The organism is Roseovarius sp. E0-M6 (genome assembly GCF_037083845.1).
Taxonomy (GTDB): domain Bacteria; phylum Pseudomonadota; class Alphaproteobacteria; order Rhodobacterales; family Rhodobacteraceae; genus Roseovarius.
In genome coordinates this window covers 19,273-34,438 of sequence record NZ_JBAPLA010000004.1, presented here as the reverse complement: position 1 = coordinate 34,438, position 15,166 = coordinate 19,273, and the positions used below count along the sequence as shown (strand labels likewise).

The 15,166-nt window shown below is 60.8% G+C and carries 14 protein-coding genes; 3 read left to right on the top strand and 11 right to left on the bottom strand.

The window, feature by feature from the left end:
* The 11 genes from V8359_RS11730 to V8359_RS11680 all read right to left on the bottom strand — a co-directional run bounded on the left by V8359_RS11730 (position 1) and on the right by V8359_RS11680 (position 10,503).
* Positions 1-1,485 carry a 4-hydroxyphenylacetate 3-hydroxylase family protein gene (locus V8359_RS11730; protein ID WP_336429091.1) on the bottom strand — a complete coding sequence of 495 codons (1,485 nt, stop codon included), beginning with the start codon at positions 1,483-1,485 and terminating at the stop codon, positions 1-3.
* Between the two features lie 40 nt (positions 1,486-1,525).
* On the bottom strand, positions 1,526-2,065 hold the full coding sequence (locus V8359_RS11725) for a flavin reductase family protein (protein WP_336429090.1): 540 nt from the start codon (positions 2,063-2,065) through the stop codon (positions 1,526-1,528).
* On the bottom strand, positions 2,062-2,652 hold the full coding sequence (locus V8359_RS11720) for a MarR family winged helix-turn-helix transcriptional regulator (RefSeq protein WP_336429088.1): 591 nt from the start codon (positions 2,650-2,652) through the stop codon (positions 2,062-2,064). The genes V8359_RS11725 and V8359_RS11720 overlap by 4 nt, the downstream gene beginning before the upstream one ends.
* A gap of 98 nt (positions 2,653-2,750) precedes the next feature.
* The gene (locus tag V8359_RS11715; RefSeq protein ID WP_336429087.1) at positions 2,751-4,391 is read right to left on the bottom strand and encodes an acyl-CoA synthetase; all 1,641 of its coding nucleotides are present in this window, start codon (positions 4,389-4,391) and stop codon (positions 2,751-2,753) included.
* 54 nt (positions 4,392-4,445) lie between these two features.
* The gene (locus V8359_RS11710) at positions 4,446-5,174 is read right to left on the bottom strand and encodes an ABC transporter ATP-binding protein (RefSeq protein ID WP_336429086.1); all 729 of its coding nucleotides are present in this window, start codon (positions 5,172-5,174) and stop codon (positions 4,446-4,448) included.
* Entirely contained in the window at positions 5,171-5,941 is a 771-nt protein-coding gene (locus tag V8359_RS11705; RefSeq protein ID WP_336429085.1) for an ABC transporter ATP-binding protein, read from the bottom strand. The genes V8359_RS11710 and V8359_RS11705 overlap by 4 nt, the downstream gene beginning before the upstream one ends.
* Positions 5,938-6,984 (bottom strand): branched-chain amino acid ABC transporter permease, encoded by a 1,047-nt coding sequence (locus tag V8359_RS11700; RefSeq protein ID WP_336429084.1) that lies wholly within the window; start codon positions 6,982-6,984, stop codon positions 5,938-5,940. Before V8359_RS11700 ends, V8359_RS11705 begins: the two co-directional genes overlap by 4 nt.
* A gap of 15 nt (positions 6,985-6,999) precedes the next feature.
* Positions 7,000-7,887 (bottom strand): branched-chain amino acid ABC transporter permease, encoded by an 888-nt coding sequence (locus V8359_RS11695; RefSeq protein ID WP_336429083.1) that lies wholly within the window; start codon positions 7,885-7,887, stop codon positions 7,000-7,002.
* 88 nt (positions 7,888-7,975) lie between these two features.
* On the bottom strand, positions 7,976-9,184 hold the full coding sequence (locus V8359_RS11690; protein ID WP_336429082.1) for an ABC transporter substrate-binding protein: 1,209 nt from the start codon (positions 9,182-9,184) through the stop codon (positions 7,976-7,978).
* 361 nt (positions 9,185-9,545) lie between these two features.
* A complete protein-coding gene (locus tag V8359_RS11685) occupies positions 9,546-9,992 on the bottom strand; it encodes an RrF2 family transcriptional regulator (protein ID WP_336429081.1) in 447 nt (148 codons plus the stop codon).
* A 58-nt stretch (positions 9,993-10,050) separates the two neighbouring features.
* The gene (locus tag V8359_RS11680) at positions 10,051-10,503 is read right to left on the bottom strand and encodes a GNAT family N-acetyltransferase (RefSeq protein ID WP_336429080.1); all 453 of its coding nucleotides are present in this window, start codon (positions 10,501-10,503) and stop codon (positions 10,051-10,053) included.
* Between the two features lie 248 nt (positions 10,504-10,751).
* Between V8359_RS11680 and V8359_RS11675 the strand changes: the two genes are divergently transcribed.
* Genes V8359_RS11675 through V8359_RS11665 form a run of 3 tightly spaced genes read left to right on the top strand, consistent with a single transcriptional unit; the run spans position 10,752 to position 15,165 of the window.
* Entirely contained in the window at positions 10,752-13,817 is a 3,066-nt protein-coding gene (locus V8359_RS11675) for a xanthine dehydrogenase family protein molybdopterin-binding subunit (RefSeq protein ID WP_336429079.1), read from the top strand.
* Entirely contained in the window at positions 13,814-14,647 is an 834-nt protein-coding gene (locus tag V8359_RS11670; RefSeq protein ID WP_336429078.1) for an FAD binding domain-containing protein, read from the top strand. Before V8359_RS11675 ends, V8359_RS11670 begins: the two co-directional genes overlap by 4 nt.
* Positions 14,635-15,165 (top strand): (2Fe-2S)-binding protein, encoded by a 531-nt coding sequence (locus V8359_RS11665; RefSeq protein WP_336429077.1) that lies wholly within the window; start codon positions 14,635-14,637, stop codon positions 15,163-15,165. Before V8359_RS11670 ends, V8359_RS11665 begins: the two co-directional genes overlap by 13 nt.
* Position 15,166 lies beyond the last annotated feature (1 nt).

The window sequence follows — 15,166 nt, the reverse complement described above, 5'->3', positions numbered from 1 at the left end:
TTACTCTGCGGCTTGTGTCATGCGAGACAGCTCGTCTTCCAGCGAGTAGCCGTCCAGCAACTGGTCGACCATGCCCAGGCTGCAATCCCAGTCATAGGTTCGGAAGCTGTGGTTCTTGGTGACGAAGGTCGCCCCGGAGTAGAACATCTCGTATTGAGTATGCCGCGAGGCAAATTCCGAGCCTATGGCGTCCCATGCGAGCTTGAAAAACTTCACACGCCCCTCGGAATCGGCCGCAGGGGATTGCTGCGTCTTGCCGATCAACTCCGCAAGCTCGGGATTGTCGAAATCGGCGATGGAGGACGGAAGCATGATCAGCCCACCCCCGGCCAGGTCGCGCAGGGTGGTGATCAGTTGTGGGTAGAGCTGCTGGCTCAGTACCGCCGCCGAATAGAGTGTATGGCGGTCGGGTACGAAATAGGGGCCATACTTGAAGCCCTTGGCCTCCATCGCATGCACCATGGCGTCGATCATCGAGCACTTGGCTGCAAGTTCTCCCAGCGTCTCGCGCACCTGCGGGAAATTCACCACGCCGTTCACTTCTGCGATACGCCGCCCCAGTCCGGCCATGAAGCGCAGCTTCACCATCAGCCGCACCTGTGCCTGATAGTTCTGGTAGACATGCGCCGGCGTTGCGTGGAACTGCTTGTTGCACATCTCTGTGTCCTGGTTGATGAACACCCGATCCCACGGAACCTTCACATCGTCGAAATAGAGCACCGCGTCATTCTCGTCGTAGCGGCTCGAGAGCGGGTTGTCGTAGACGTTCTTGGCATCCGCCTCGTAGGATTTGCGCGACAGGATTTTCAGCCCCTTGGCGTTCATCGGGATGGCGAAGGAAAGAGCATATGGTTCCTCGCCCTCTGACAAGGGCTGGATGCAGGTCACAAATACCTCGTTGGCCATGATGCCGGCGGTGGCCAGCATCTTGGCGCCGCGGATCGTGAGCCCCTCCGCGTCCTGATCCACGACGCCAGCGGTGAGGAACTTGTTCTGCTGTTCGTGCGCGCCCTTGGAACGGTCCGCCTGCGGGTTGATGATGACGTAGGTGAGGAAAAGCTCGTTGTCGCGCGCGTAGCGGTAGTAGTCGGCCAGTGCCCCGGCGCGGTTCTTGTCATAGGCCTCGAAAACGTCGAGCCCCATATACATCCCCGAAATGCACGAGGCTACGTGATCGGGCGAACGGCCGAGGAAGCCGCAATGCAGGCTCGACCACGCCTCGAGTGCCTTGCGGCGCTGCACGAGTTCGTCATAGGACGTGGGCAGTTGCCAGATGCGATTGGCCCTCTCGCCGGTATCCACGACTTCGTAGGTCATCAACTCTGCGTTTTCGGGTCGTGACTGGAAGTCGTAAATGCTGCCGACCATGGCGCAGGCGTTGCGGAACGCGGGATGCACGGTCACGTCACCGGCCAGATTGCCATCGATATAGACTTGGCGGCCGTCCTGTATGGAATTGATATGTTGGTCACCTGTCTTGATCATGTAACTTTCTCCCTTGAATTCGGTTCTCGGCGCACATCGCCTAGTAGTGAATGTCGAGCGGCCAAAGCTCCGCATGGACTCCCTCGGTGCCAAGGGCATGGTAGGAGCCTTGGCAGAACATCAACGGCTTGCGTTCGCCAAAGGTTTGGAACCGCGAGACGCGCTCGATGAAGAGCACGTGATCGCCGCCATCATGCGCGGCATGGCGCTGGCATTCCATGACGGCCGCTGCCCCCGAAAGGATCGGCGTACCATTGTCTTGGGTGCGGAAATTCAGCCCCTCCCACTTGTTGGCGTCGGGTCGGGCGAACCGGTTCGAGAGATCGCGCTGCTCCTGTGACAGAACATGGATCGCGCAATTGGCAGCAGCCTCCCAGGCCGGCAGGCTTTGGGCGCGCCTGTCGATGCTGAAAAGTACCAGCGGCGGGGTGAGTGAAAGCGAGTTGAAGGAACTGATCGTCATGCCGATTGGGCCCGCATCGCTGGCGGCTGTCACAATGCAAACGCCGGTCGGGAACTGGCTGAGGCATTTGCGAAAAGCCATCGCGTCGAACGGGGAAGGGGAGGCCGGCGTTTTCATGCCTTGTCCCCAGTGACGGACAGCAGGTAGTTCGCCAGCGCAAGCGCTTTGTCCGCACCCTTGCGCAGGTCCGCCGCCTGAGTAGCAAGCGCGCCGAACCCCTCGGAATCGAGCGAGTCGAAGATCGCATCGTTGATCTCGCGCTGCATGGGCGCGAGCGCGGCCAGTTGCGCCTCGCCCTGTGAGGAGACCTGAAGCAACACGCGGCGCCGGTCCGAGGGGTTTGGGCGCTTGGTCAGCAGTCCCTGCCGTATGAGCTTGCCGGTTTCGATCGTCACGAAAGCACCCGAGAGGCCAAGATGAGCTGCAATAGCCTTGATGCCGACCCCGTCTTGCACCTGTAGATGGCTGACTGAGACGAGGATCGTGTATTGGATGCCGGTAAGGCCAAGGTGGCTGCCGAACTTTTCACGCACGGCTTCCAGCCGGGAAGAGAAGGCCAGAAGATCATGCACCAAGTGTCGGAACGTGCCATCGTCGCCATTGACCAGAAGTTCTGGTCGCGAGACGGTCAGCGCCCGTCCGACGTCTGTTCTTTCGACCTCGTCGGGGTTGTCCTTGGCAACGGTGCCCAGCTTGCGGTCCATGAGTTTCCCTGGATGATAACTTTGTATCAAAGGTAAATTACAAAGATAAATAATTCAAGGCATAATTCCGCTTCGGCCAAGGGATGGAATCCAGCGCGTCAGCTGCGCTGGGCGGCTTCCTCCTGGTCGCGCAGAGCGCGCCGGTCGATTTTCTGAAGCGTGGTGCGGGGCAGTTCGTGGACGAAGGCTATCGCGCCGGGAACCTTGTACCCGCCTGCATTGCTGCGCACGCGATCCTGCAAATCGGCCACGAGGGCCTCGTCGCCAGAGGTGCCGGTCCGGAGAACGACGAAAGCCTTGACGATCATCAGCCCGTCTTCGCCCTCGACGCCGATCGCTGCGGCCTCGAGTACGCGCGCATCTTCGGTGATCGCCGCCTCGATCTCGATGGGTGACACCCACAGCCCCCTGACCTTAAACACATCGTCGGAGCGGCCAGCGAACCAGAAATACCCGTCATCATCGAATTGGAGCTGGTCGCCGGTGCGTACCCATGGCCCTTGGAAGGTCTTTTTGGTCTCGTCAAACTTGCGCCAGTAGAAGAAACAGGCCGTCCGGGATTTGACCCAGCACTCGCCCGGCGTGTCGGCCGTTGTCACGTCGTTGCCATCGTCATCGACCAGCCGGATTTCGACGCCGGGCACCGGCCTGCCAAGTGACCCGCGACGGAAATCCCCGGGGCGATTGGCGATCCATTCATAGGTCACCTCCGAAGAGCCGATGCTGTCCATCAGTTCCACCCCGAAGCGTTTGTACCAGCGCTCGAACACTTCGGGCGGCATCTTCTCCGAGGCCGAGTAGACCGCGCGGACCGAGGCGAATTCCGGCTCTCTGTCCATTTCGTCGAAATGGGCAAGGAGGAGTTTGATCACCGTGGGCACGGTGATGAGTTTGGTGGGCTTGTGTTTCTCCACCAGGGCCGTGACGAGGTCAGGGCGCGGCGGTTGTGAGGTGATCACGACGGTGGCGCCCCAGTAGAGCGGGATAAGAAGGCCCGGCCAGAGCCCGTGCGTGAAGTACTTTTTCGAGGTGGCGTGCACGATGTCGCCCGGCTCGTATTCCCACCAGAGCCCATGGCGCTCGGGCACGATCATGAAGTCATGCGCGAGATGCGTGATGCCCTTGGCGGTGCCGGTGGTGCCGCCGGAATAGAACATGTAGGTCACGTCGTTACGGTGACGCGGCGTTGGGGCGGCGGTGCTCTCCTGCCCCGAGGTGAGTTCCGCGTAAGAGACGACCTCAATGCCGCGCTCCTGCAGAGAACCATGCGCGGGCAGGGCGCCGTTCACGATGACCTTGCGAAGCGTGTCGGGCAGCAGGTCGCCTGCCTCTTCGAGCTTGCCGAACTGGGCCTCGTCGACGAAAAGGGCCGTTGCCGCGGTGTCGCGCAGGAAATAGGCAAGTTGGTGGGCCTTGTAGAGTTCCGATATACTGGTGGGCACGACCCCGCAGCGCACGGCCGCCATCCAGACGGAGACGGTCGCGAGGCTGTCCGTGGCGAAAACAAGAATGCGCGAGTCGACGAGCAGCCCCATCGCGCGCAGGCCGTTGGCCGCGCGACAGACCTCTTCGCGCATTCCCGCGTAGGTGACGGGAACGTCATCGGCGATGATCGCGACCTTGCCGGACAAGTCGCCCTCGGCGTGCCGGTCGAGGATGACTTCGGTCGGATTGAAGAACTCCGGGACCTCCGGATCGCTCCAGGACTTCCAGTCATCGGTATAGATAGACGCATTCATCGGTGACGTCACTTTCCTTCGCGTTTCGAAATGGTGCGCATCCTGAGCTGCGCGTCAAGCGATGCCCAGATGGGTCTCCTTGATGTCCGGCTGTGCTTCCAGCTCGGCCGGGGTGCCCGAGAACTGGACGATGCCCTGAGACAGCACCGTTACGCTATCGGCAACCGCCGTCGCCAAGGCCACGTTCTGCTCCACGAGCAGGATCGAAGTGCCTCCGGCCTTGATTCGCAGGAGCGTGTCGCGAACCTCTTCAACGATGATCGGGGCCAGACCCTCGGAGGGTTCGTCGAGAATGAGCAGCTCCGGCTCGGAAAGAAGCGCGCGCGCGATGGCGAGCATCTGCTGCTCTCCGCCCGAGAGTTGCTGACCGAAATGACCCATCCTCTCGGAAATTCTGGGAAAGAGCTTCAGAACCTCGTCACGCTGCGAGACGGATTTGCCATTGGCCCACATCGCGACATCAAGATGCTCACGCACGGTCAGCGAAGAGAAAATTCCGCGGTCTTCGGGAACGTAGCCGATGCCTTCGCGGATATTGCGGTGCGTCGGGTTGCGGGTGATATCGTTGCCCGCAAAGGTGATCGTGCCGCTGCGCGCCGGCGTGAGCCCGAGGATGGAGCGCAGGGTGGTCGATTTACCCGCCCCGTTGCGCCCAAGCAGGGAGACGCATTCACCACGGTTCACTTGCAGCGATACGCCATGCAGAACATGGCTGTCACCATAATAGGTGTGTATCTCTGTGGCGGTTAGCAGCGCGTCCTGTGCATTTTCGTTGCGACTCATGCGTCAGCCACCTCGCCTTCAGGGGATGCGGATTCGCCAAGATAGGCTGCGCGCACTTCCGGATCCCGGCGCACCTGCTCTGGCGTCCCGGACGCGACGATGCGCCCGTAGTTGAGAACGGTGATCTGGCTGCACACGCCGAACACCACGTCCATGTTATGCTCAACCAGTAGAAGGGTTACATCCTTCGGCAGTGTCGTCAGAAGACGCACGAGTCTGGCGCGTTCCGCATGGGACGTTCCCGCCGCCGGTTCGTCGAGCAGTAGGATTTTTGGTGAACAGGCAAGCGCCATGCCGACCTCAAGCTGCCGTTTCTGACCGTAGGAGAGCGTACTCACCTCCTGATGGAAAACCGGCTCCAGTTCCATCTGCCGAGCGATTTCATGCGCGCGCTGCTGCAGGCCCCCAAACCTGCGCGCGGGTTGCAGGAAGTTGAAGCGCACCTTGCTGCTTGCCTGAACCGCGAGCCGCAGACTTTCGGCCACCGTCAGCAAATCGAACAGCGTGTTCTTCTGAAAAGAGCGCGCCAGGCCCGCCTGCGTCACGGCCTGGGGCGTCTTGTTGGTGATGTCGAGCCCCTCGATCTCGATGGTTCCCGTGTCGGGGGCTATCCAGCCGGAGATCATGTTGAAAAGCGTCGTCTTGCCCGCCCCGTTGGGGCCAATCACCGCATGCCGCTCACCCATGTTCAACTCGAGATCGAACTTGTCGATCACACTCAAGGCGCCAAAACTCTTCGAGATGTTCTTGACGGATAGCTGACTCATTGTCCGTCCTTTCCGCTCGGGCTCTTAAACTTGTTGAATACCCGTGAAATGAACCCTGCGATGCCGCCGTTGAAGAAGGCAACAACAAGCACGAAGAGAAGGCCGAAGAACATCAGGTAAGCCTCGGTGATATCCGACAGGAAGTCCTTGGCGAGTACATAGAAGGCGGCGCCCAGAAGAGGCCCGAAGAACGCCTTCGACCCGCCGATGATGACCATCAGCAGCGCCTCACCCGACATCTGCCAGGTCATGATGTGCGGATTGACGAAGAAGCTGTGCTGAACCCACAGGCTGCCGGCGAGGCCTGCGAGCATGCCGGAGATACCAAAGGCGAGGGCCTTGTAGGGAAAGGTCGAATAGCCAAGCGCCAACATGCGCTTCTCGTTTTCGCGTATCCCCACCAGAACCCGGCCGAAGGGGCTATCGACGACGAGGCGCAGAATCACGAGCGCGATCACGAAGCAGATCAGCACGAAGAAATAGAAGACCCGGTCATGATCGACATCCAGCCCCAGAAAGGAGAGGTCGATCCGCGGAATGTTGGTCATCCCGTCATCGCCTCCTGTATAGCGTGTCTTCTCCGCAATGGCGTGGAACATTTGCCCGAAGGCCAGAGTGATGAGCAGGAATTGCACGGCCTTTGTGCGCACGCTCAGCAATCCGATGCCATAGGCGATCAGCAGGCTGACGAAAATCGAGGCGAGCATGACGAACCAGACCGGGTATCCGAGCAGCGAACTGCCGACTGCCGTCGCATAGGCGCCGACGCCCATGAACGCGGCGTGCCCCAGCGACACGAGACCGGTATAGCCCAGCAGCAGGTTCATGCCGGAGGTGAGTATCGCGAAGATCAGGATCTCGCTGGCCAGCGACACGTAGTATTCCCCTACGAAGAAGGGGATGGCGATCAGGAAAAGGAGGCCCGCGGAGGCAATGTAAAGGAACGTCTTGTGTTCACGTGCTGCCCGGGGCTGCATCGGGTCATGGTTCGAGACATTGCTGCCGTTTTTCCCTTGGCCGCTATCTTCTTGTGAATGCTCCATCTTTCGAAACCTACCTCAGACGGTTTTCGGCGCGCGGCCGAAGAAGCCCTGGGGCCGGAAAATTAGCATCGCGGCCAAGAGAATATATGTGGCGAAGAGCGCCAGCGCTGGAACATAGGCTTGGGACAGTGTCTCAGTCATGCCGACGATGAGTGCACCGAAGAAGCATCCCTTGACCGAGCCGAGACCGCCCAACACAACGACCACGAGTGTCGGGATGAGGATTTGCACACCCATGTTTATGTCGATGGAAAGCCCCGCTCCGGCGACGACCCCGGCGAGGCCCGCAAGCCAGCATCCGAGCGCGAAGACGCAGGCGAATACAACGTAGATGTTCACACCCATGGCCCGAACCATTTCTCGGTCATCCACGCCCGCGCGCACCACTGCTCCGATCACCGTGCGATCGAGCAACAGCCAGACGGCGAGAGCCACGACAAGGCCGAGGGCGATTACGAAGAGCCGGTAGGTGGGATAGAGGATCCCGATGTCGATGTAGCTGCCGAGCCCGGCGGGCTTGTCGATGCTCATGAAGGTCAGGCCGAGCGTTTCGAAGAAAATCAGGTCGAAAAGGCCGATGGTGAAGAACAGCAGGCCGAATGTGAGCAGGGCCATGTCCAGATGTGCCGTGCGGCCTCGATCTATGAGCGGTTGCAGGACAAAATACTGCAGCAGGAACCCCAGGGACATTGCCAGAAGCGGCCCAATCGCGAGGGATATCCAGAAGCTGTCCGTTGTCTGGAAGACAACATACCCGAAATACGCTCCGACCATGTAGAAGGCGCCGTGCGCTAGATTGAGAATGTCCATCAATCCGAAAATCACCGTCAGCCCCACGGCCATCAGGAAGATCAGCATGGAGAGCTGAAGTCCATTCAATAGGTTGAAAAGAAAGAATGTCACAGATGCACCCGAGCCTGTTTTTGAGTGTCAATTTTGTGCAAGTCGAGTTCGGCGCGGCCGAAGCCCCGCCGAACTCGTCAGTTGTATGTCAGTCCATCTCACAGCCGGGGAGGTCTTCCCCATAGGCCAGCGTGTCGATCAACTCGTGCCGCGGTTTGCCGTCTTCGCCCTCGACGATCTGGACCATATAGAGGCTTTCCTGCATTGCGTTGTGATCGTCGTTGAAGCTGACCGGGCCGCGCGGGTCGTCCGAAAGTTTCAGGGCAGAGAGCGCATCGATGATCGCCGCCCCATCTTCTGGCAACTCGCCGCCGTTGGCTTCAATGGCGTCTTCGAGCGCATCGAAGATCGCGACTGCGTTGGTATACCCCATGGCATTGGAGGCAACCGGCAGGCGGCCGTACTTGTCCATAAATGCCTGCTCGAACCGTTCCGACGCATCGGTGTCGAGCGCATTGGTGTAGTTTGTCACGTGGATGGCACCCATCTGGACCCCACCCATGGCGTCCCAGAGCGCTTCGTCGTAGATCCACATCGCGCCGCGCAGGGGCAAGGCATCCTGCATGCCGAAGGCAGCGTGCTGCTTGACGACCTGCACCGCCTCTGAGCCGGCATAGAACGTGTAGATCATTTCGGCGCCGGTCTGCTGCGCCTTGAGAAGCGAAGGGCCCCAGTCCTTGGTTTTGCCGAACGGCGTCAGCTCCTCGAGCAGCACCTTGCCGCCAGCGGCTTCGAAACCGTTTTTGAAGCCGGCCAGCATGGCCTGGCCCGCGGCATAGTCCGGACCGAGGAAGGCGGCGGTCTTGACGCCCTCGTTGGCCCAATAGGCGCCGGTGCCGGCCTGTAATGCGTTGGCGGAGAAAGAGGTGCGCGCCACGTACGGGCTGCAGAACTTGCCGGTCAGCGGGTCCGCGATCGCGAAGCCGGCCACGAACGGCACCTGTTCCTTGTCGGCGACACCGGCAAGGGCGATTCCCACACCGGACGAGATCACCCCGCCGAAGATGGCCACATCATCGGACTTGATCAGCTTGTTGGCCTTCTGGACGCCGACCTGCGGCGAGTTTTCCGAATCTTCCCGGATGATTTCGATCTTGTGCCCGGCGACCATTCCATCGCGCTCTTCATAGGCCAGCATCCAGGAGTCTTCGACGTCCTTTGCAAGCTGGGCGAAGACGCCGCTGAAGTCGGTCAGAAGGCCGACCTTGACAGAGTCTTGTGCAAAGACCGGGGCGCTGCTGACAGCAAGCAGCCCCGCGCCTGCGACAATATTGGTGAACTTATTGGATAGCTTCATTACATTTCTCCCCTTGCGCATTTGCCTTTTTCAGAGCCTCGCCAGCGCCATTGATGGACGCAAGCGGCAAATAGGTATTAAATTGCGCATTTGTACTACACAATTGTTTGCGTGTTCCGTCAAGAAATCTTTTGAGAAAATCCACTCGTGCGGTTCGCGCAATCCCCGCCGCGCTGACGGTCACGCAGCGCCCGGGCACACATGTGCGCCCGGGCGTTGGGTCTCACATGCGTGCCTCGGATTTCCGGGTTCAAGGTAAAGGGCTTGTTGGATTTCTGCCGTCGACCTAATTCGAAGGGCGGCCGCTGCGCCGGGCATCTAGAACATTCGCACGCACCGGGAGAGCGGGCCCGGGTTTAGGTCAGGCCTTATGCGAATTGCCCTGATTTTGGTCGCGTCGGCGCGCGACGCGCTCCGCGTTGTTGATGATGGTCTGGAGGGTCACCGATTGAAGCGTTGCGGCGGTGATACGGTCGACTTCGCCAAGCACACGGAAAAGCTCGGCGGACACGTCCGTCGGCGCTTCGGCCTCGGTGGTGCGGGGGGTCAGCCAATCATCCTCGAAGAGGCGAATGATGTCATAGAGCGTGATCTTGCGGGCATCCCCGATGAAGCTGCATCCACCGCCGGCACCGCGCATGGATTCAACGATGCGCGCCCGCGAGAGCGTGCGCAGAACCTTCGCAAGGTGATGCTGTGAAACGCCATAGATATCGGCCAGCTCACTGGCCGGAATCTGCTCATTCGGACGGGATGCCATGTGCAGAACGGCGAGTATCGAGTAGCGGGTTGCCTGCTGTAGCTTCATTTCGCCTCATTCTATCTGCGCGGAACCGTGTGTGGCCCGAGTTCTTTGTCTCGGAATATCACTCCGATTGCATTTCCAGCTCGATGAAGGGTCCGGCCGACATGCCCTGAAAGCGAAAAAAGGACATCAGGGCATGATCGCTGATATCCAACATGGTTCGAACGGTCGTGATGCCGTTGCTCCGAAAGTGCGAAACGACTGCATCGAAGAGCTGGGTTCCGATGCTCTGACCTCGGAATTCCGGCGCGACGATGATCGTTTCCACCCACCCGCACGCGGGCGAGCCGAATTCCCAGGTCTTGATTGTCCCAATGGTGAAACCGGCGATCTCGCCGTCAGACTTCGCAACGAGGAAGGTTGAATTCAGCTCGGTGCCTTGCCGCTTGTAGCATTCAAGCCAGAATTCCGGCTTGGCTTCGCCGGACGCGTTGCTATCAATCTGAATGATGGTCTGGAGGTCTTCGTAAGATGCCGCGTCGATCACGATGCCTGTGGCGTCGTGCTCCTGCATGGGCATATCGAGTCTCGATTTTGACAATGACGGCTCCGTTCAAGGCTTTGATTGGCACCTAACACAACCCGGCGAAAGAAGCCTAGCCCTCGCATCACAAAATTCAAAGCGAAATTTGGTAGGAAATTACGAATTATATCTTTACCCCCTAGGGCGCGGCTGCTACCTTCCCTCAATATGTTGTGATTGCCGGCCTTTGCGGCCAGTCGGTCCTCATAAAACTTTCACTATACGGACAGGGCGCCGGTTTGAGCGATTTGGGATCTTCCGCAGAACTGCACGATAAGCGCACGGCTCTGGATGATTCCGCGCCGACCTCGAATGAGTCGGCGGGGTATTTGGGCCGGTCGGTGCAGCGCAGGGAGGATGCCGCGCTGCTCATGGGGGCGGGGCGCTATGCAGACGATATGGCGCGGCCCGCCGGCACGCTCCATGCTGCCATAGTGCGCTCGCCGGTCGCGCATGCGATCATCAAGAGCATTGACGCCAGCAGGGCGCTGGATCTGCCCGGTGTTCACGCCGTGCTGACCGGGGAAGATATTAAGGAAATCTCGGATCCGTTCCTGACCGTGCTGAAGGAGCCGAAGCTTCACCAGTGGAGTCTCGCGGTTGACTGCGTGCGATTTAGCGGCGAAGCGGTGGCGCTCGTCGTGGCCGATGACCGATACATCGCCGAAGATGGCGCAGACCTCGTTGATGTCGAATATGACCAGCTGCCGGTCGTGACAGATCCGCTCAAGGCCGCCAACGTCGATGCGCCGGTTCTGCATCCGGAGGCGGAAACGAACGAAGTCTCCGTGCGCGAATTCTCCTACGGAGAGCCGGACGAGGCATTTGCCAAGGCCGCGCACTCGGTCTCCATCGACGTTGAGTATCCGCGCAACAGCTTCACGCCGATGGAATGCTTCGTCGTGGTTGCCGATTACAATCGGGGCGACGAAAGCTTTGACGTGCTTGCCAATTTCCAGGGACCTTACAGCGTTCACCCTGTTATGGCCAAGTCGCTCAGGGTGCCGGGCAGCAAGCTCCGCCTGCGCGTGCCGGCCGACAGCGGCGGCAGTTTCGGGATCAAGCTCTCGGTCTTTCCATACATCGTGTTGATGGCGCTGGCGTCGCGCCAATGCGGGCGGCCGGTGTCTTGGGTTGAGGATCGGCTGGAGCATCTGCAATCCGCCAATTCCTGCCCCCATCGCTTCACCAAGGTCGAGGCGGCGGTCGAGGAGGATGGCCGGGTGACGGCGCTGCGGCTTGAAAATCTGGAGGACTACGGCGCCTACCTGCGCGCGCCGATGCCGGGGCCGCTCTATCGCATGCATGGCGCAACGACCGGCGCTTATGACATTCGCAACCTCGCGATCACCAACCGCGTGGTTCTGACCAACAGGATGCCCGCAGCGCTCGTGCGCGGGTTCGGCGGGCCACAACTCTACCTCGCGCTCGAGAGACTCATGCAGCGCATCGCGGTGGAACTGGATCTCGACCCACTGGATGTCATTCGCAAAAACCTGATCCCCGCCGGTGCGTTTCCCTATCGCACCGCAGCCGGGGCGCTTTACGATTCCGGAGACTACCAGCGCGCCATTGAAGAGGCGATGGCCGATGGGCACCTGGAAGACCTGCGCAAGCGGCGCGACGTCGCCCGCAAAGAAGGCCGCATCTACGGTATCGGTTTCGCCGCTGTGGTGGAGCCGGGCATGTCCAACATGGGCTATCTAAGCACCATCGTCCCAAAAGAGATGCGCGAGCGGCAAGGGCCGAAGAACGGCGCGGTCTCGATGGCGACTGTCAATGTCGACGCGGTCGGAACCGTGTCGGTTACCGCCGATGTCACCGTGCAGGGGCAGGGGCACGCCACGGTCCTCTCTCAGATAGTGGCCGATCAACTCGGCCTTCATCCGGATACCATTAACGTCAATCTCGAACTGGACACCCAGAAAGACCCGTGGTCGATCGCGGCGGGCACCTATTCGTGCCGTTTCTCTCCGGGCACGGCGGTTGCCGCGCATCTGGGGGCGCAGAAGATCCGCCGCAAGGTCGGCCGCCTGGCCGCGCGACTGCTCAACACCTTGCCGGAAGATATCGACTTCGGCGACGGACGGGTGTTCTCAAAGACAAACCCGGATAATGGCATGCCCTTCGAGCGTGTCGCGGGCACCGTTCACTGGTCTCCAGTGCTGGTGCCGGAAGAGGACGAACCCTCGCTGAGCGAAACCGGCGTTTGGTCTCCGCAGGAGCTCGAGCCGCCCAACAGCAAGGATGAGATCAACACCTCGCTGACCTATGGTTTCGTCTTCGACGCCTGCGGCATCGAGATCGATCCGGTTTCCATGCAGGTGCGCATCGACCGTTACATTTCTATGCATGACGCGGGCAAGCTACTCAACCCGCTGCTGGCGGAAGGCCAATTGCACGGAGCCTTCGTTCAGGGCCTCGCGAGTGCGCTTTACGAAGAGATCGTCTATGATGATAACGGCGCGCTGCAGACGGGCACCTTCGCGGAATACCTGGTGCCGACGGCCTGCGAGGTGCCGGAAATCGAGTTCATGCATATCGAGACACCGTCGCCATTCACCCCGCTTGGGGCCAAGGGATTGGCGGAAGGCAACTGCATGAGCACCCCGGTCTGCATCGCCAACGCGGTCGCCGACGCTCTTTCGGTCAAGGACGTGCAGCTCCCCATCACGCCGGAATGGCTGAACGCGACGATCGAGGGCGAGGAGCCTGCGCCCCCCGAGGGCTCGGAACAGCCGCAGCCCAAAGAGTCCGAAGAGCCTGTCTCTGGTTCGGGCATCAGCGGTGATGGCAGTGTTCTCGTCAAGGCCGATCCCGCCGCGATCTGGCGCAGCTTGCTCGACCCGCAAAGCCTCAAGAAGATCATTCCCGGCTGTCACTCGGTCGAGGCGGTCACGCCGGAGCATTTCAAGGCCGAGGTCTCGCTCGGCGTGGGCCCCATCAAGGGGCGCTTCACGGCGGATGTGAAGCTGAGCGATCTCGATTCCGAGCGCTCGGCGCGGCTGTCGGGAACGCTCTCCGGGCCGCTGGGCAAGGCCAACGGCTCCGGCCGTGTGAACCTGACGCCGCAGGATGACGGCACGCTCATTTCCTACACCTACGCTGTGGACGTCGCTGGCAAGGTTGCTTCGGTCGGTGGCCGCATGATCAAGCGTGCCGCCCAAGTGGTGATCAGCCAGTTCTTCGAGCGCCTGTCACGTATCGCTGCAGGCGACACGCCTAAGGCTACAGAGGGCAACACAGACTCCAAGTCGAAGGGCTTTATGGCCTTTCTGCGCAGGCTCTTCGGAGGTGCGCAATGAAGCCGGCCCCATTCACCTACATGCGCCCCGAAAACCTCGACGAGACGGTCGCAACGCTAAGTCAACACGGGGCTGACGCGCGCCTTCTGGCGGGCGGGCAGTCGCTTATGGCGATGCTCAACCTGCGGCTTGTGGAGCCGAGCGTTATCGTCGATATCTCGCGCATGCCCGAGCTGAACGCGATTAAACTCCGCAACGGCATGATCGAAATCGGCGCGTCCGTCACCCAAAGTGAACTCCTCGCATGGCCCGAGCTCGAGGCGCAGGCGCCTTTCATCGCCAAGGCTCTGCCGTGGGTCGGGCATTTCCAGACGCGTAACCGCGGAACGGTCTGCGGATCGCTCGCCCATGCCGACCCGAGTTCGGAATTGCCGCTCGCGCTCGCGCTGCTCGAAGGCGAGGTGGTGCTGCGCTCGACCTCCGGCACGCGCGTGCTCAAGGCGCAAGATTTCCAATCCGGCATGTTGCAAACGGCGCGTGCCGATGACGAGATCATAACCGCCGTGCGCTTTCCCGCCGGGGCCGGAGCGCGTGGCAGGGCGTTCCGCGAGGTGGCCCGCCGGCATGGAGATTTCGCCATCGTGGCTGTGGGCGTCATCGCACGGGATGACGGCACGCTGCGTATCGGGATCGGCGGCGTCGCTGACACGCCGCAATGCATAGAGATGAATGCCGACGCTGGGCCGGACGAAGTAAAGGACAGGATCGAGCACCTCGCTTGGCAGCTTGGCGGCTTTGACGACATTCACGCCAGCGCCCGCTTCCGCCGCGATCTCGTTCGTCGGCTGACGCCAGCGCTGATCAAGGAGGTGCGCGCATGCGCGGTGTGACCAGCGAAGACCCCGTTCCCGTCACCATCGAACTCAACGGACGCCGCAGGAGTGGCCGGGCCACTGCTCGTACCCTGCTGACGGATTTCCTTCGCAGCGAATTGGGCGCGACTGGCACGCATGTCGGATGCGAGCACGGCGTGTGCGGGGCATGCACGGTGCGAATAGACGGCGTTGCACAGCGCGGCTGCCTGACGCTGGCCATTCAGGCCGATGGCCGCAAGGTGGATACAGTGGAAGGTCTCAGCGACCGGAAGGACGCGCTGACAGTCCTGCAACAAGCATTGCACCGCAACCATGCACTGCAATGCGGCTACTGCACGCCCGGTATCCTGATGTCGTTTTCGGATTTTTTGGCGCATAATCCGAACCCAGACGAGCAGGAGATACGCGAGGTTCTGGGTGGCCATATCTGTCGCTGCACCGGCTATGCCGGGTTGATGAAGGCGCTGATTGAGGCTGCCTCTGAAATGCGCGGCGAGCCGCCGCAGATATCCGACAGCGAATTGGCGACATGAC